Genomic DNA, 17,048 nt, shown 5'->3' with positions numbered 1-17,048 from the left:
ACCGTAGATCAGAGGTGCGATTGTAAAACAAATCACAAAAAAAGTATGCCCTAATGTGTTAACATGCCAATCCACAAATGGCTTCATCCTCTTCAGATGAAGCCTTACAGTGCTCAAGTAGTCATTCATTTTCACTATATATTGGTTATTATAAGTTCTTTATAATTAGTTCTTTTTGCCCCCTTACCTCCAACAAGACTAAACCTAGTCAGAGCATGTATATCGCCATGGTTACTAAATAATTCTCTTATGCTTGAATGGTCCGCATTGGTCATGATATAATAACCACCAACGCCTCTTATATATTCCAGAAATTGAGAAAGCCTTATTTGGTCGTTCCATGCAAATATTTTTTGATTATACTTAACAAAACCATTATTACCATGGGCTACGGTATATGGGGGATCAATAAACACCAGGTCTCCACGTCGAATATTTGGAGTTGATTTTCTAAAGTCACGTGAAGAAAAAAACGTCTTATTAAAAAGCTTACTTAATGCCTGTATATTGTCAAAATCAAACAACTCTGCATATTGTTTGTACCCATACGGAACATTATATTCTCCTTTCAAATTTTCACGATAAATGCCGTTAAAAGAAGTCCTATTCAGATATATAAATCTAGATGCCTTTTGCACACGATTAGCATATTCAGCTCTTCTAATATTATAATAATAGTCCTTATCATTAACATGATTTCGTAAATCTTCAATTAATGCATCTGGACTTGATTTTATAATTTTATATGTATCGATCAAGTCGAAATTAAGATCAGAGAGATAGGATCTACCATTAATAAAACCATTTGATTTTAAATAAATATAAACAGAACCGCCACCAAGAAAAGGTTCTATATAGTTATTAAAATTATCTGGAAGAAATTCTTCGATTTGGTTGAGAAGCCAATTTTTTCCACCTGCCCATCGCAAGAATGGTTTTGTATGTTCCGTGGTTTTTATCATTATAAAAGGCTTGCTGTCAAATACATGTTATGGTGACAGTTTGATTGCGGTTAAGTTATTTTATTCAAATATAGAAAAAAAATGGTACTACAATAGTAGCACAATAAAAAATCCCGGCCTCAAACAAAGCCGGGATTGTTGCATTAAACCTAACTAACTAAAACTATTTATGAAACTAAAACTGTGTTAAGCAGTTTGTACTCGCGAGTTAAGTACCTCTACAAGCGTATTATTATCCAAAATCCGGAATGATATTTTACTGCCTGCATTACCGGTCCATGAAACACCACCAGCAAGCGTAAATACGGCATTGTCGGCAATAATGCTAGGATAAGCACCACCACTACCGTAAATGGTAATAAAGCGTCCGTGATCGGCTTCAGCAATACCCGAAACGGCATTGATAGTTGCAGCTGCACCACCACCGGTAGTCAGCTGGTACCTGTCGTTATCGGTTACCGGTATTGTTGTTGCATCAGCAGCCACAACATCAGCTTCGTTGGCACTAAGCGCCCCAACATATTTGTAATAGTGGCGCAACGAAGTGTTACCAAACACAAGCGGAGCAACAGAAGCTTCATCGTTTAGCTGTACCTTTTGTTCACGCATGCGAAGCGGCTGGTCTAAACTTCCGATCATATACCACTGGCTGGTCTCAATTTTTCGGAAGAACAAAATAAACTTACAGCCTTGCTTCGTTTCGGCAAAATCGAGCACCTTATCGCGGAAAGCATTGGCCAAAACAATATTAATATTCTTATCGCCCTCAACCGTTAAGTCGTTCAATGTGCCACCACCTTCGTATTTGGGCCGGTTATGACTTGCAAAGTAGTGCGGAACCTCGCCAGCAAGTAGAGAAATGTCGGCAACCTCACGCGATGCATTGGGTTGCGGGAATGGCTGGGAAGTATCAATCTGTGTTACTTCAACCAGGGCAATTTCGTAGGCAATTTGGTTGGCCTGCGAGTTCAAATCGCTATCGTCGGCAATATCTCCTATAAACGCCATATTGGCATGTAATACGCCACCAACTGTACCAAATCCAAACAACGACCCCACAAAGTCGCCAATTTCAATTCCGGCAGTTATGGCTAGTACCGGAACTGCCAGAATAACCAGGAGCGTAAATAAGAAACCGAACGCCAGGCGTTTGTTTCTCCAAAAATTCTGCAGGCGGAAATAAGCCCACTGTTTTTTATTGAATTTTTTCATGATGAAAATCTTTTTAAAGTGAATGAAAAGGTAGGCGGTTATTTACCGCCTACCAGTAGGTTATCGTGCATATGGAGTTGTTGCAGCGTTATACGAGAGGTTTCCACCAACAACGCGGCAGATCTCTTTAAACTTAGCAGCTCCGGCATCCCAAACAACCACAATCGAGTCGCCAACAGCTGTTGGAGTCCAGGCTTCGGTAATTTCAGAGAAATCGCCGGCTTTGGCAATTGTAGAAGCGTTGGTTAAGCTATTACATTCAATAACGTACATCTGACCAACGGCTTTGTTGGCGATGGTAGTTATAGCAGTTGCACCGGTATTTGCTATTGTTCTGAACCAAAAACCGTTGGCAGCGTCAGGTGCAGTGGCGTCGGCAGCAAGATCAGTATAGGGTTTCGGGAACCAGATCATTTGCTCATCCCATCCGCGAGCCTCAAGAGCTGCTTTGCTGGCAGCCTGTTTACCGGCATAGCCTGCAGATGTTCCTTCTTTCCATTTCGAAGTAACATAAACGTTATTCAAACGGCGCTCCATGTAGAACTTGAACATTTCGCCTGGAATATTTTCCAAACACTGCTGGTTACCTGGTTGAGTTGCCCACATTACTTTAAGGTTGCCCATGTTTGGAACCCAAACAAGAGGAATACCTGTATCCGGAACCTTAGTAACATCAATACCATCGAAATCGCCGTGCAGGTTGTACTTCGAGCGGTAACCTGTTTTGTACCACATTTGGTGGTTTTTGTTCACATGAACAGCCAAAACATCTTCTACTTCCAAACCAAGAGGCTCGAGCTCTGTTTTCAACAGGGATGCAAATTCAATTATAGCATCGATCATTACAGTGCCGGTTTCGTCATACGAAGCCAGAGAAGCATCAACGAAAGCACGCACTTTTTTCTCGATGTTGTACAAGAACATACGTGGAATTTGTCCGGTAGAAGCATTCAGGTAATGACCTGGAGTACCGGCAACCGGTTTCAGGTAAATACCACGCACCACGCGGGCATAACGTTCTTTTGTTGCTTTTTGCATGTAAAGCAATAAGAAATATTCGATCATTCCCCACTTCACTGAATCAGATCCGTTGGTATTCAAATAACCGATATAAGTACGCTCCATTGTTTTGAAGTCGCCAAATTTAGACAAGATCATTGCATCGTCAACGTAACCGGTTTCAGGTTCTAACGATCCGCTACCCTTCAGTGAGGTTTCGCTATCCTGGTAAGCCTGGGTTAATTCGCCAACAAATGCGTTGGTGATCAGTTCGCGATCCTGAACACCTGAGCGCAATGGGAAGATTCCGTAAGGGTTAGGAATTTCGAGCACACGAGCAATCAATTCGCGAACACGGAACTGAGTGAACGAATCACCAATACCGGCGTTGGTTAAAGCATCCAAACTAGGATTCGCAGAGCTGCGTAATACATCAACGCTTAACTGACCCGCTTTATGCAATGCGGTAACACCTGCAGCAACAGCTTTGGCAAAACCACGGAAATCGCCGTTAAACTGATCCTGGACATCTTCATCAACCTCGCCCATTCCATGAACCGAACCAGGATTCATAAACAACTGGTTCCAGCGGCGGCTACGATCGTAAATAGCATTCTCAACACCGAACAGGTGAGTATCGCTATGCGGCATAGCTATACCTGTTGCATCAAATTTAATTGTTGCAGTTGGAGGAGTATCAGTTTCTCTTCCTGCAGCAACGGCCCGCAAAGAAGTAACCATTTGTTTGTTCTGGCTAATTAAAGCAGAAACAGCAGCAACCAAATCAACTTTTTTTGCTTTTGGTTTTTTTGTTTCGGCAGTTTCTTCAGTCTCCTCAGTTTCGTCGGTCTCTTCAGTCTCCTCAGTTTCGTCGGTCTCTTCAGTTTCTTCAGCAAGCAATGCCAAAACTGAATCGTGCGCCTGAGCTTTTTCAACCTGCTCTTCGTAGGCTTTTTGGTCGTCGTAAAAATCCGACTGGAATTGCTCTTTATATTTCGATGCAATTTTAGCCCAATCTTCATCGGTTAATTCACCGTCTTTGGCCTTTTTCACCCAACCAAGGGCAACAAGTACCGCATTCAAATTTTGAAGGAACTTTTTCATTGTGTAAAATTTTATGATTGTAAATAACTAAGTGTCCGTGCATGTGCCTGGGCTTTGTTGTTTTGTTTCATTCCCTGGCTGTGAGCGTAAAGAATAGCCTCTTCGAGCTCGGCAATTTCATCGATCAGGCCAATTTCGACGGCCCGCGGTGCATCGAAAGTTTCTCCGCGGAAGACGGGATGATCGTTTTTAAGATTGTTGAGCTGTGGCCGGGCATCCCTAACGGCCTGTTCGAATTGCTCCTGGAGCGGGTTGAGCTCCTCTTTGATGTACTGTTTTGGTTTTCCATTTGCTAAATCGTTAAATTTTTTATTCTTGAGATCCGATCGCTCGGCATATTCTTCCACAAAGTCAACTCCCATCCCTTCGAAGTAGGGTTTCAGGTTCATAAAGGCAACCATGGTACCCAGCGATCCGTGGGTATCGTTTACTGTATAGCTGAAAATCCGATTGGAAGGTGAAGCCACAAATAAACCGGCACTGCAGTTTTTCTTTTTCACAAATGTGATGAATGGCTTTTTAGTGTTTTTAACCACTTCGTAAGCTTTCTCCAACATCCAGGCTTCGCCTCCACCGGTATTGGCGTGCAGAAAATGAGCAATGAATTTTGGATTGGCCTCAGCTGCTTTTACATCGCGTAAAAATCGTTCAGTACTGAAATACCAACGATAATAATCATCGTCGGCCAGAATTGGCCCGAACATACGATGGTATGCAATGGAGTTTGATGGAATGTCGGTTTCGTTAAACTGGTTGGTTACATTAACGGTAGGATCCACTTCGCCTGCAATAGCTGTAAGATCCATCGCCATGTTGGCAGAGATCTCCTCGTACGATGGTCCTTCATCGCTCAGAAAACTACCAGGATTAAGAAACATGGTTGCAAGAATACTCTCCAGTGTCTCGCGGTTGGAAAAGCGTGCGTTTGCCAGATAATTAATGAATGACTGAATTCTTGACATATTTTTTATATGCAAGTTCAGCCCGGGGCGAATATTTTTAAAGGACTCGACTATCTTACGGCAACTAGCCGCAAATGGCTAGTCGGTGAATGGATCATCGAGCAGATCGGCAGTAATTTGCCAGTCGTGCACAAAGCTTTTGGTGCTTATTACGGCACGGAGCCGTTGTTCTTTGTTGCCCACCTGGTATGCTCCACCATCGGTATCGAATAAAATGGCAACAAACGGCCGGCGATGTCTGTATCTTCCCGAAGCTGTTAAATCATCTCCGGAGAATGCCACACGCAACGACAGCTGGGAGAATGAATTGCCATCACTTTCGGGGTTACCAACTTGCGGATCGATGTCGATATCGGAGTGTAACTTGTCGAATCCATCATAAGGAGCCACAATGTTTGGCGGAAGCATATCGACCGGACAAAGAAAAATTCTGTTTGAAAATTGTTTTGGCATTTTTCTGTTCTTTTTGGTTACTCGTTTAACAGTAAAATCACTGTTTTACTGCACTTTCTGTTAAATTTTTTAATAATCAACTCAATTTCAATCGCTTAGAAGCTCACTAAAGCGTTTTTCGGTCTTTTTTCGGCGGTATCGGTAGTCAATTTTTTTGATGGTGTCGTAATTTGCTGTATTATTTCGCACATTCAAGCCACGTAAAATTGCCTCAATAATTTCCTTCTGATCGAACTTCTTTTTGTACCCAATCTCAAAACGTTCGCGTACCCAACATTTAAAATCGGCTTCAATATAATCCTGAAGTTTCTCCTCGGCCCATTTCGGGATATAAATAAAACGGCTTTTGTAAATATAGTGGTTGGTATTTTTTACCGGCAGCACAAATGTTACGGGGTTTTCAATTAGTGGACGATTTACAGGAAAGTTGCTGGGAAAAATAAATGAATGTATGAGTTTACCCACAATGCTACGGCGCGAAACGATTATGTACTTTGAGCCGGGTTCAGAATTAAACAAGTGGCGGCAGTAAGCCTGGTGAAGCGGATCAAGCGAGAATGTAATCTTTGGCTTTGTGTCGTAATTTATATTCATTAACCAGGTTTGTTTCTTCAACCTGGAAAAGCAATCACTAACAAATATAACATATCTTTTAAGTTTCCTAAAAAGAAAAACCCGAGACATATAAAAAAGTTACCTACACTGCCTACATCACCATTAAATAACTAATACATAATAGTTTAAGTGTAGTTTTTTGCTACCTACAAATGGCCTTTGTAGGTAGCTTTTTTTACCTACACCAAAAACAGCCTACAAAACATCTGTATTTGCCTACGAATTTTATGTTTTTACCTACACTAACCTACAGTAACAAAATGATATTAGTTTTTTAAACTATTAATTTATAAGTATTTATACTATTCTAATTATAATTTGTAGGTAATGTAGGTAGCATTTTAATGTGTACCTGATCTGCATTTCTACAAACCAAAACTAAAACTATGTTAACGCTCTGACAGTCAAAAGAATAAACGATTTCAAAAATATAAAAATCCTACATTTCACCTAAATTTTTAGTTATAAATGTGTAGTTTTTAAAGTGCTGCTGTGATGCTCTGTGGTGGATGTCAGCCGGGGATGGTCCTAAAATTCTCGTTTAGGGGGTCCGGGGGATTTTGGAAAAGAGATGATTCTTTTTTTTGTTTAGATTTTCTATATACCTGTATCGATTCCCTACATGAATATGGTATCTCGCTTTGCTCGATGGATTAATCTACCCTCTGTCTCGTACCTCGACATCTCCCTTCAAAGAAGGGAGAACAAAGCGGTGTTCTCCGTCAGCTGACGGATCACAATTATTAACGCCTGGCGGCGATATGGCCTGTGGTATTGCGCCGGTGGTTTTTTGTTACTGCAGTATGTATGCGATATTTACCTGCCCGGGATGAAGAGCAGTGTCCTGAACGATCCGGAGCCCTTTCCAGGAGTATTGGTTTCCCTGGTGCATTACTCCCCCGCCCTTTACCTCGAATGTTACAAATAAACGGTAGTCGGAATAAGAAAGCAGCAGAGCGTTTGGTATTAGATCCGGGTGTTTCTTTTTGAATTGACTGATCAGCTGCTCTGCCTGTTCTTTTATTTGTTCTACTTTCATTCTGCTCATGGGGCAAATATAAAAACAAAGCCCGGCATTTCTACCAGGCTTTGCAATTCGCGAATCGCGAATCATGAATATATCGTTTTGTTACTCCAGTATAATGGTCCTTAGTTTCTCCACATACGCCGCATAACCTTGCTGTGTGGCCGGAAGCGGTTTCCGGGTGCGTTTCTCCTGGTAGTCATCTTCAACAACCAGCTCGCCGGCTTTTACGTACTGGATTGGCGTTTCCTGTCTCACCATCTCGATATGGGTAAACGAATCGACGCTGGCAATATAGCCGGCTTTTAATAATGAGTCGGACGCTGCAAACTTCTCGGTGGCTTCATTAAAAACTTTCATGGCCTCCTGGTATTCGTCATAGGCTGCAATGGCCGACGAGTACATTTCTTTTTCTTCCGGAGCAAAGTTTGGTTGATCTTGTTTCGCCTGATCCTGTGCGTTACCTGCCCATGTAGCTACTACCAGGCAGGTAAAAAGTAAAATTGTGTATTTCATATTTATATAAATCTTATAATCCAAAAATCAAACAGATTACAACTATTACGACTAGTGTTGCCACAAACACCAGGCAGCCAATCCCATCGGTTTTCACGTCTTCGTGATCTTTTGTATAGTCCATCTTTTACTTTTATTTATGCCGGCCTTAAATCCAGCATGTACATTATTTCATAATTCTGCAATTGATGTTTGCACCTGGAACACTGGTTAACGATCACCACGGTACAGCCTTCTGTTTCCGAATAGCTGCTATCGATGTGGATCTTACCCGTGTGGCAGCGCGGACAGTTGCAGCTTAGTTTAGCCATGTTTCTTTTTAATGATTATTCCGTTTTTAATCAGCAGCTCTTTGGTCTTCTCTTTTGAGAGGCCACGCTTTTTACAGGCTTTCCAAACCTGGCAGGCGGTTAGTTGCTTTGGCTCCGGAAGATTAAACAGCGGATTCTTTTCGGCCGGTATGGCTTCCGGGTATTCACGGCGGTCGACAATCATTCCGTTGGATGGTAGCGCACCGGCGTACCCGGATAAGTTAATCTCGTGGACTTTAACCAGGTCCTCACGACCGGCATCGATTAATTTTTGTTTTGTTGCTTGATCCATGGTTAGTAGTTTTTGCCGTGTTTGTATTCGCGCAATGAATTGTAGCGCATTTTAGCCTGGACGTGAAGCTCGAGAGCAATTTCTTCGACTTCAGCCAGATCACAAATTCGGATAACTGAATCGGCCAGCTCGTCGTCGACTGTGTTTTTTACTTGTGCTTCGAATTTTTTAAGAAACTCAGCATCGTCCTTTATTTTTGTAATGTCAGAAACTACCACTTTGCAATAGCCTTTATTATGTGGCAGGCGGTTGGCTTCCAGGGCTTCAGAAAGTTCGCTGTGAATTAGTGCTATTTTCTCTGCAAAGTTCCATTCTTCATCTTCCCAAAATCCTTTTTTAACTGCATTGTCGTGTATCAGTATCTGCATGTCGTTAATTGTTGCCGGCACATTAACCAGCTGCAGGTATTCGCAAACAAAACTGCCGCTAAATCCCTGCAGATATACTACCTCGTCGTTTGCTTTGTCGACAAAACTATCGGTACTGCATTCCCAAACTTTTCCGTTATACATTGCGGCTTCAACGCAGGAGTGCATAACTACCTTGTCGCCTTCTTTAAAATTCTTTTTAACCTTCATGTGTAATATTTATTTGTCATTTGTCTATGCTACCCTCTTCAATTTCTTCCGGGCCCGGTGTATAGTTGTTTTTAGTGCGTTAAGTTTAATGCCCCACTGATCGGCCAGCTCTTCGTAGGTATAGCCAATGGCATACTTAACCAGGATCTCGCGTTCGCGTGTATTCAGGCAGTTGGTGAGCTGCATGGCATCGTTATAAATCAGCAAGCGGTCGGCATCGGCTACTGATCCTTTCATGTAGTCCTGAATCTCGACATGGGCCAGCTTATTCCAGTTTTTGCGTGTACTGTCGATGTACGCATTTTTAAGGATCACCACGGCCCAGCCGTGAAACGATTGCTGATCGTCGTAGGTGTGCAGGCTCCTGAACATTTTTAATATGGTTTCGCTAACCAGGTCCTCGGCGTCGTGAATATTACCGACATATTTTCGGGCCACAGACAGAAGCATTGGCCGGATCTCAATTACATTATTGGCGAGTTGAGTTTGTGTCATTTTACCAGTGTTTAAAAAGTGATTACTACCTCGACCAGTTTCGTTTTCCGGGGAAATATTTCTTTCTCCTGGCTTCATCCACATAACTGCCACCGCCAGCAACTCTTTGTAAAAGCTTTGGAGTTATTCCATCTGTTTCGGATAAGTTGGCATAACCGGCACGAGGATCTAATGTGCTATAGGTTGCACGCACAAAGCCGTTATCATCCCATAATACTGCCACTTCTTTTAATTTCTCGTTCTCGAATACGCAGTGTGATTCTAAAATTTTGTAAGTCATATTTATTTGTATTATTTGTTGTTAAACCAATTCTCAAAAGCCTCGCGGCCGTGATCTTTCCAGTCTTTCCACGCCTGGCGCAAATACCTTCCGGGATAAGTAACCGGCTGATCGGGATGAAAGAGATATTCGCGGCCATTACAGCTGGCCACAATCTGTTTGTCTTTTACTCCAATCTCATGATCGAGCTCGACCGTGTATCGCGCTTGTCCGGTTGGAAGTACAAACCGAACACAGGTGTCGACTTCTAAATTGTCGGCGATTAGCACTTTAAGCGGAATGGTGTATTTTTTCATTTACTGGTGAGTTTTGCATTGAAGAAAAAACGGTAGGAATATGCGTCATATAAAACTCTGTATAATCGGCATTAAAGCTAAGTCCGCCCTGCCAGGGCATTTGGTCCATCCATGCCTTTATCAAGCTGATAAAAGGCCCTATATGTTCTTTGTGGCAAATATTTGAAAGTTTGTACCTGGTACCGGGTTGCATGCCAAGGAGTAATCCAAAAACAACAGATTTTATTGGTACATATTTTACACTAAATTCTGTTTCTGCTTCATTAAATTCGATCCCTCCGTTATACAACCGGTCGCCCATCCATTCTTTCACACAAACCACAAAAATTTTATAGTTCTCAAGCTCGCATATATCATCGATAACAATGTGGCGACCCGGCTGAAGTTTATCCAGGTAGATCCACACTTTTTGCTTATATGCTTCTGATGGAAGTGCCATGGTGTTAGGATTCGTCGTCTAATTCTGTAATTTCCCATTCGCATTCCATACAGTCACGCAAATGAATATTATCCCTTAGCCATTCAGCACTCTCAGTGTAGTCAAAAGAAACAGGGTCTACAATCTCTCCTATTTCAGCAGTTTCCTTAAGTTGTTCAAAAACTTTATCAGGTACTTCAAGGTCACCTAGTCCTACTGAAAATGTTGTCTTTACTGTCAAATTCTTAATCCTTTTCATATTTATTTGTTTTTAAGTGGTAAATCAAAATGGTTTATCGTCGCCTTTTGTATCCATATCCTCGTCGTCAAGCGGCTCCGGATTTCCTTTTAAATCAATTCCTAGGGCATCGTATTTAAAGAATAGTGCCGGCAGTGGATTGGTACCGTTAAAACGCACCTGTTTTTTATTGCCCTTTTTATTGGTCATATCAACATGGTAATTCTCGTTACTGAGGTAGTTTTCGAGGGTTGATTTGTCGAGGATCTTCTCGTAACCCAATTTACGGGCTTCTAAGCTGTACAGGTGGTGGAAACGGTTGACACGAATGGCCAGTGTATCGTCGATAAATTTAAAGTCGCCATTCTTTTCGGTGAGCTCTTTGCGGCCATAAAGTATTTCAATGATATCCCAGAATTTGGCGATATCGGTATTGGCTGCCAGGTAACCGCTTTGGCGATCGATATTATCAAAAAACACTGCCAACAGCTCGTTATAGGAAACGTCTAAATCGATTTTCTTTTTATCGAGCAGGATCTTTACCGGTGTAACCATCCAGGCGGCATTTTTTAACATGCGGTCGTCTATGGCCCGGGTTTTATAGTGGGTGTAAAAATCGGCGAATACCTGGTCGTAGGTATCGTCGAAATTATCTTCAATCAGTTGCCGGTGGCAAAGCAGCTCAACAGTAACGCTGGTAAGCCCCTGCTCTTCCATATCCCGCAGTTTGCGGAACTCGGCACGCTCTTCGGGCGAAAACTTGTCTTTATTAAACAGCAACAGAATTGAGCGCGAAAACAGGGCCGAGTTATCGGTTGGGATCTCTTCGCCCGATACCAATGCGGCCGACAGTATTGGTGTGCTTTCGGTACGGTTATCGTTACTAAACGACTTGCGGCCATAGCCGTGCCGGTCGTAAATGTTTTTTAGAGTTTCCTTGGTGTCTTTACTTACTTTGGTGTTCGAATATTCATCGAGGTGTACCAGCCCGTTGCGCACCTGGGCAAAGCGGGTAATAAAATATTTAATGGTACTCTTTCCGGCCAGTCCAATGGCATCGCTTTTTTCGCCAAACAAGTGCAACAGGCTTTCGCAAATGGTACTCTTTCCGGTTTTTGGCCGGCCTGCAGCCCAAAGCAATGGAAAACCAAGGCCCGATTTGTGGTGAAATACGATATCGGAAAACAGCGATGCAATAAAATAGGTAGCAGCTATGTGCCCGTTGCGGCCGTAACAGGTGGTAAACTGCTTTTTCCAGCGCGAAAAGTTAACGGCTTTACTGCTTTGAAAATGGCTGAATTTTTTAACATCCTTATAGGTTTCGTTATTACGGGCATTAAACTTGCTCCAGGCGGGGAAATAGTACGATTTTTCGTTGAGACTAACGATACCGTGTTCATCAACGGGGTGAAATCCCTGGCTTGTTACTACGCCATTACTGAAAGCGTAAAACCCATCGATAGGGCTCCATCCTAATGTTGGAAGAAGAATAGCTGGTTTTTCGTGGCGGAAAAGAATGGTCATCAAGTCGAGCAGGTTTTCTTTGCTGCCTTTCCAAATAAAGTTTCCAAAGTCGATCAGCCGCGCCTGGAAGTCGGATAGCGACACAAATGTTTTTGAAGTTACCTCGATTACCCGGGTAACATTTTCGTAGTTTTTAATTTGCACAATTCGCTTAGGGTCTTTCTCGCTATCGATCTGAAACAGCACCATCATAGTAAAATTGGCCACCTCTTTTGCTTTGTGATTACTGTCGTAGGTGTACAGACGGCCGTTAATTTCTTCCAGGTTAATATGGCGGGCGCTATCGTCTTCGGCCTGCGAAATGGTGCTGTCGGCATTTATCTTATAAGTGAACTTAAAAAACCGAAACTTTTTATCTGATTTTTGGTGCAGCTGTTGCCGATAGTAATCGTAAAACGACTGCACGTTTTCGATGTGGAATACCTCTTTTATTTTGTAATCGCTCAGGGCACTTAGTTTGTAAATGCCGAAATACTTACCCGGTTTATTTTCGCGAACAGCCCGTTCCAGGTCGCGGCCAATTTCGTGCTGTTTGTCGTAGCTTTTGAATTTACAAACCGGTTTAATTTTCTTTTCCTGTTTCGGTAATGGGTTGCTAATTGCCGACACCGACCGGTATTCGAGTAACAGATCGTCGACCCCATATTTTTTTTGTGGATGAATGTGTGGGTGAGCTAAATAAACATCGGCAAAGGGTTCGAACAATGTTTTGGCCATTAACGAAGCGCGGTAGAATACATTTGGCCGGGTGGTTTCGGGTTTGTCTTTGCTTTTCCCCAGGTCGAACAGGTCGGAATCGTAAACGACAACCACCTTTAGTACGTTGCAGCCTTTTAATATTTCTTTTAGCTCTTTACGCAAACGTACCACATCTTCCTGTTCGCCGGGTTTTTCGGGTTCTTTAAAGCCGGTAAGTCCGTTCATACCAACGGCAGGCAAACCGGTGTTTAACCACAGCGACAGAGCTTTTTTAAACCCCTCGATTACATAAAGAATAGGAATGGTTTCTTTTGCACGAAAAGCATCGGCCACCGGTGGCGTACATAAAATACGTGTTCCGCCACCTTTAACCGGTGTGTATTTTGCCGGACCGGTAGTGGTTTGTTTAGGCACCATCCAGCGGGTAAGGTACCAGTCGCGAATTTTTATGTGAGGTGCCTGGCCATAGGTGTATGTTTCAATGTCGCCGGTTAGGATATCGGGGACGTAAAAACGAACGTTGCCATCGGCGTCGGGAGTCATGTATGCTCCGGTTCCTGCCTGGCCATCGCGGCGGTACGAGAATTCGTTTTTCTCGAGCGGAAGGCCTACCTCCAGGAGTTGTTTTAAAAAGAAGGAGTACTTTTTATTATTAAGGTACTTATCGTATATCGTTTTTGGATCTGACACGTGAAGCTAGGATTTGTATGGTTATTAATTACATGCTTTCTCTACACAGGCCTTTGCAGTCGTACTTACAAGGCTCGTTTGTTTTGTAGCAAATCTGCTGTTTGGGAGTGGTTTCTTCCCTCTCTGCTTCGGCTTCGGCAATGCCTTCCATTATTGTGTTTTGGTGATATCTTGCTTTCATAGTTTGTATTAAAATTTATTACTAGAATTTTTAAGCTCGTACAAAACCAATCCCTGCAGGCGTTTTGGATTTTTCAAGACATGCATAATAAAAGTAGTATCGGCAGTAACGCCCAACGATTTTGCTATGGTCTGACAAAGTATTTTGCGCCCAAAACAAACACGGTTATCCTTGTTACTCTTTTTGTGAAGTTTGAATCCGTTTTCATCTTCCGTTTTTTCCAAATACCAGTCGCCGCGATTTTCCTCGTCCTGGTGCAATACGATCCTGTCGCCGTCTTTCAGATTGAGCAAATCTGATGCTGATTTACTGAAACTAATGACACCTTTTTTGTTGAATGTAATGTGAATGCTACCACTAATTTGACCGTTACGCGGTAATGTTTTGTTGTTGAATTTTTTAAGTTTCATTTTGATTAAAAAGATTATGCGTAAGGTGTTTGTGAATGGAGTTTAGAAACAGCTCCTGAGAATTTGGTTACGAAAGTTGCCTGGTCGATTTCAACCAGACCTTTGTACTTATTAATCGATTTAACTTCTTTGTCCCCGGTCCAAATTTTAACCTCCAGCTCATTTGGACGATCAATAACCAGGTGAACGGTTTTCTGCTCGTAATCAACGGCGATGTAATTTTTGCCTAGCTTGAAAAACTTCTTTTTCATGATCAGAATTTTTTATAGTGCAGGTAAATAATTGGTTTCGATTTCCGGAGTTGTTTTTTGGTGCGTCGATGCCTGGCAAAGCGCACCACCAATCCTATTGAAAAAAGGATGGCCAATGATATAATCCCCTGCATTACTCTTCGCTCTCAAGTGGAAGCAGGTCGGTATATGTCATCACCTCTGAAGGATTTTTGGCCAGCATACAAATGGCCACCGGAACAGCTTCGGGTATGCCGTTTTTATTTTGCATTTCGGCAATGATCTTCACCCGGTCGGGCGATTGCTCGCGTAAGTAACTGATAATTGATCGTTGGAATTCGGCTTCGGGTATTTCAACCTTTTTGCCTTTAATGTCGGCGATAATCACTTTATTCATAATTAGTTGTAGTTTAATTCTTCGTTGTACAAAAACCCCCGGCACTATGACCAGGGGAATTAATGATTGCTTTTCCAGATTTTGATTAATATTTATGTTTGAATTTCTCGCTAAAAATCTGTTTGAAAAAGGACTAATAGAAAGCAGGCCGGAGCGTTGTAGGAAAATTTAATTGTATCACCTCAAATGTTTAACTTAATGGAATAGCTCCGGCCGCTTCTCTCTCCTCTTCACACTGTCTGTATCCCTGCAGACATATATTTTTATCAATGAACTCATTAAAAAAAGGGCGGGAGGCAGGCCCTTTTTACTCGATTATCAATTTCAACTAAATCAACCTAAACCTTAAAATATACTTTGTGCCTCCCTGCTTTTTCACGTTGGGGAACGCTAAATTCCTATCTCAGTAGCTCGTGCCATAAGGCTGGCCATGTTTGGCGCACCGAGCTGTTCTTTCAGTTTCTCCACCCTGCTTTTCATTCCTGCAGTAGATATGCACAGATCATCTGCAGTGGCTGCGATGCTTTTACCTCGTTTCAGGGCAATTATTGTTTTTACATCGTGCGATCGTAAGCCGGTTGCTACACTGCACAATTTGCCGCGCATTGGGCAGTCATAATCATTGCACACATTATTGTAAGCGTCAGGCGTAAATTTTCCATCTTTAAAATCGGGTACTGCGTCCAATCCGCCAACCACACATTTATACCAGGTTTCAAACTCTGCAGTAAATCCTTTGGCTCCCATTTTATGAATAATGGATAAGCTGCGTTTGTCGTTGCGGCAGGCATCGGCAATCATCCTTTGTACTGCCCCAGGAGCTTCATCAAATTTCATGGCCATGCCGTTATGCAATACCCACTTTTCATTGTTGAACCAAAATGGCTCTGTCCCATCAACTATGCCGGCTGGTATAATGCCGATCTTCCGGTTTTTTAGTAATTTTGTTTCCATATTTATTTGTATTAAGCCCGGGGAGGTGGTGGTACACCGTTGATCCGGGCTTTTATTTTTTACTCTTCTGCTAGATCCCTCTCTAATTTCTGCTGAATTGCCAGTTTCACATAGTTTGAATCGGACATGTTTTGCCTGTCTGCTTCTTTGTGAATCATCTCTCTCATAATTCTCGGAATCTTTAACGAAAGAGACGCATCGTTCTTTTGGATAAGGAAATTCATACTATTTGCTGTTGCAGCCATGTTATATTATTATTACTTTGGTATTACAATAGTAGTTATTTTATTGACACAAGTCAAGTTTATAATGTCTTTAAGGTCAATTTTTTATTTATTTATAATGATTCTAAAGGAAGAAGATATATATAACAGCATTGAAAGCTTTCGAAATTCGCAAAGCCTTAGTCAGAGCAAAATGGCAGATATAATGGGGCTTTCAAACAAACAAGCTTATTCAAACATGATAAAAAACCGGACTATGAAAATGGTTTATTTTATCAATCTCTTAAATCATTATAATCTTGACCCAGCGCTTTTTCTTTTCCCAAAAAGCACATATACACACGTTAGGAGCAATACTATTGAACCAAAAAAAGATACACTAGACGTTCCCGGATTTATACCAGTTAAACACCATGGCACCATATTGGAAGCAGATATAAAGACCTACAGTTGTCCGGATTGCATTTCCAAACAAAAAGAAATTGACCAGCTAATAGAAACAATCAAATTGAAAGATGAGATTATTGACGCTAAAGAAGACGCGTTAATTGCATTCAGAGGAAAAAGAGAGAACCTACCTGAGACTGGTACATAAAAAGCCTAATATGTGAATTACATAAATATACTTAGGATAATCAATAGGCAGCAGTCCTAAAGAACATAGGCAGTTTGCTGAAAGAAATTAAGACCTATAGGATTACCCGGACGCAGGTTCGACTCCCGACGGGACGAGATACACAAAGCGAGGCGAGATACATACAGAAATACAGAAAGATTGCATTACCACACGAAATACATAAACATTAATAACTGACACCGAGATGAATACACGCTGATTGCGTTTCCCCTCAGCTCCACTATTTTATATATCTAAAAGTAAATACAATTATACTTTTACGCGGGCCCTGACGATCAGTTTAATGACTGATGTCAGGATGCTGACTAAAACGTCAGCATTCGACTCCCGCCAGCTCCACTTATTCT

At 42.0% G+C, this 17,048-nt stretch carries 23 protein-coding genes; 1 reads left to right on the top strand and 22 read right to left on the bottom strand.

Features of this window, described 5'->3' with window-relative positions; genetic code table 11:
* Positions 1-134 precede the first annotated feature (134 nt).
* From ABZB17_RS04250 to ABZB17_RS04145, 22 genes are all read right to left on the bottom strand, one after another.
* A complete protein-coding gene (locus ABZB17_RS04250) occupies positions 135-962 on the bottom strand; it encodes a DNA adenine methylase (protein ID WP_372648249.1) in 828 nt (275 codons plus the stop codon).
* Between the two features lie 186 nt (positions 963-1,148).
* Positions 1,149-2,174 carry a hypothetical protein gene (locus tag ABZB17_RS04245; protein WP_372648248.1) on the bottom strand — a complete coding sequence of 342 codons (1,026 nt, stop codon included), beginning with the start codon at positions 2,172-2,174 and terminating at the stop codon, positions 1,149-1,151.
* Between the two features lie 60 nt (positions 2,175-2,234).
* On the bottom strand, positions 2,235-4,277 hold the full coding sequence (locus tag ABZB17_RS04240) for a hypothetical protein (RefSeq protein ID WP_372648247.1): 2,043 nt from the start codon (positions 4,275-4,277) through the stop codon (positions 2,235-2,237).
* Between the two features lie 11 nt (positions 4,278-4,288).
* Complete coding sequence (locus ABZB17_RS04235; RefSeq protein WP_372648246.1) at positions 4,289-5,239, bottom strand: S49 family peptidase; 951 nt, start codon at positions 5,237-5,239, stop codon at positions 4,289-4,291.
* A gap of 78 nt (positions 5,240-5,317) precedes the next feature.
* Positions 5,318-5,692, bottom strand: a complete 375-nt coding sequence (locus ABZB17_RS04230) for a hypothetical protein (RefSeq protein WP_372648245.1) — start codon at positions 5,690-5,692, stop codon at positions 5,318-5,320.
* 87 nt (positions 5,693-5,779) lie between these two features.
* Complete coding sequence (locus ABZB17_RS04225) at positions 5,780-6,286, bottom strand: hypothetical protein (protein ID WP_372648244.1); 507 nt, start codon at positions 6,284-6,286, stop codon at positions 5,780-5,782.
* Positions 6,287-7,100: 814 nt separating this feature from the next.
* Positions 7,101-7,421, bottom strand: coding sequence for a hypothetical protein (locus tag ABZB17_RS04220; RefSeq protein ID WP_372648243.1), 321 nt, complete (start codon positions 7,419-7,421; stop codon positions 7,101-7,103).
* Positions 7,422-7,436: 15 nt separating this feature from the next.
* A complete protein-coding gene (locus ABZB17_RS04215; protein WP_372648242.1) occupies positions 7,437-7,847 on the bottom strand; it encodes a hypothetical protein in 411 nt (136 codons plus the stop codon).
* A gap of 303 nt (positions 7,848-8,150) precedes the next feature.
* Positions 8,151-8,450, bottom strand: a complete 300-nt coding sequence (locus ABZB17_RS04210) for a hypothetical protein (RefSeq protein WP_372648241.1) — start codon at positions 8,448-8,450, stop codon at positions 8,151-8,153.
* A gap of 2 nt (positions 8,451-8,452) precedes the next feature.
* On the bottom strand, positions 8,453-9,028 hold the full coding sequence (locus ABZB17_RS04205) for a hypothetical protein (RefSeq protein ID WP_372648240.1): 576 nt from the start codon (positions 9,026-9,028) through the stop codon (positions 8,453-8,455).
* A 24-nt stretch (positions 9,029-9,052) separates the two neighbouring features.
* Positions 9,053-9,523: an RNA polymerase sigma factor gene (locus tag ABZB17_RS04200; RefSeq protein WP_372648239.1), complete on the bottom strand. Its 471-nt coding sequence runs from the start codon at positions 9,521-9,523 to the stop codon at positions 9,053-9,055.
* 25 nt (positions 9,524-9,548) lie between these two features.
* Positions 9,549-9,803: a hypothetical protein gene (locus ABZB17_RS04195; RefSeq protein ID WP_372648238.1), complete on the bottom strand. Its 255-nt coding sequence runs from the start codon at positions 9,801-9,803 to the stop codon at positions 9,549-9,551.
* An 11-nt stretch (positions 9,804-9,814) separates the two neighbouring features.
* The gene (locus ABZB17_RS04190; protein WP_372648237.1) at positions 9,815-10,099 is read right to left on the bottom strand and encodes a hypothetical protein; all 285 of its coding nucleotides are present in this window, start codon (positions 10,097-10,099) and stop codon (positions 9,815-9,817) included.
* Positions 10,074-10,538: a hypothetical protein gene (locus tag ABZB17_RS04185; protein ID WP_372648236.1), complete on the bottom strand. Its 465-nt coding sequence runs from the start codon at positions 10,536-10,538 to the stop codon at positions 10,074-10,076. Before ABZB17_RS04185 ends, ABZB17_RS04190 begins: the two co-directional genes overlap by 26 nt.
* Positions 10,539-10,542: 4 nt before the next feature.
* Entirely contained in the window at positions 10,543-10,776 is a 234-nt protein-coding gene (locus ABZB17_RS04180; protein ID WP_372648235.1) for a hypothetical protein, read from the bottom strand.
* Positions 10,777-10,800: 24 nt separating this feature from the next.
* Positions 10,801-13,668, bottom strand: a complete 2,868-nt coding sequence (locus ABZB17_RS04175; RefSeq protein ID WP_372648234.1) for a hypothetical protein — start codon at positions 13,666-13,668, stop codon at positions 10,801-10,803.
* Positions 13,669-13,696: 28 nt separating this feature from the next.
* Positions 13,697-13,849, bottom strand: a complete 153-nt coding sequence (locus ABZB17_RS04170; protein ID WP_372648233.1) for a hypothetical protein — start codon at positions 13,847-13,849, stop codon at positions 13,697-13,699.
* An 8-nt stretch (positions 13,850-13,857) separates the two neighbouring features.
* Entirely contained in the window at positions 13,858-14,259 is a 402-nt protein-coding gene (locus ABZB17_RS04165) for a hypothetical protein (RefSeq protein WP_372648232.1), read from the bottom strand.
* 14 nt (positions 14,260-14,273) lie between these two features.
* Positions 14,274-14,510: a hypothetical protein gene (locus ABZB17_RS04160; RefSeq protein ID WP_372648231.1), complete on the bottom strand. Its 237-nt coding sequence runs from the start codon at positions 14,508-14,510 to the stop codon at positions 14,274-14,276.
* A gap of 133 nt (positions 14,511-14,643) precedes the next feature.
* Positions 14,644-14,886: a hypothetical protein gene (locus tag ABZB17_RS04155; protein WP_372648230.1), complete on the bottom strand. Its 243-nt coding sequence runs from the start codon at positions 14,884-14,886 to the stop codon at positions 14,644-14,646.
* 390 nt (positions 14,887-15,276) lie between these two features.
* Positions 15,277-15,840, bottom strand: coding sequence for a hypothetical protein (locus tag ABZB17_RS04150; RefSeq protein ID WP_372648229.1), 564 nt, complete (start codon positions 15,838-15,840; stop codon positions 15,277-15,279).
* A gap of 59 nt (positions 15,841-15,899) precedes the next feature.
* Positions 15,900-16,085, bottom strand: coding sequence for a hypothetical protein (locus ABZB17_RS04145; RefSeq protein WP_372648228.1), 186 nt, complete (start codon positions 16,083-16,085; stop codon positions 15,900-15,902).
* A 172-nt stretch (positions 16,086-16,257) separates the two neighbouring features.
* Here ABZB17_RS04145 and ABZB17_RS04140 point away from each other — a divergent pair, with 172 nt between their 5' ends.
* The gene (locus ABZB17_RS04140) at positions 16,258-16,659 is read left to right on the top strand and encodes a hypothetical protein (protein ID WP_372648227.1); all 402 of its coding nucleotides are present in this window, start codon (positions 16,258-16,260) and stop codon (positions 16,657-16,659) included.
* Positions 16,660-17,048 lie beyond the last annotated feature (389 nt).

The sequence above is a fragment of the Draconibacterium sp. genome, from assembly GCF_041583095.1.
Taxonomy (GTDB): Bacteria; Bacteroidota; Bacteroidia; order Bacteroidales; family Prolixibacteraceae; genus Draconibacterium.
Note: the sequence above shows the minus strand (reverse complement) of the source record. Positions and strands in the feature narration are given on the sequence as shown.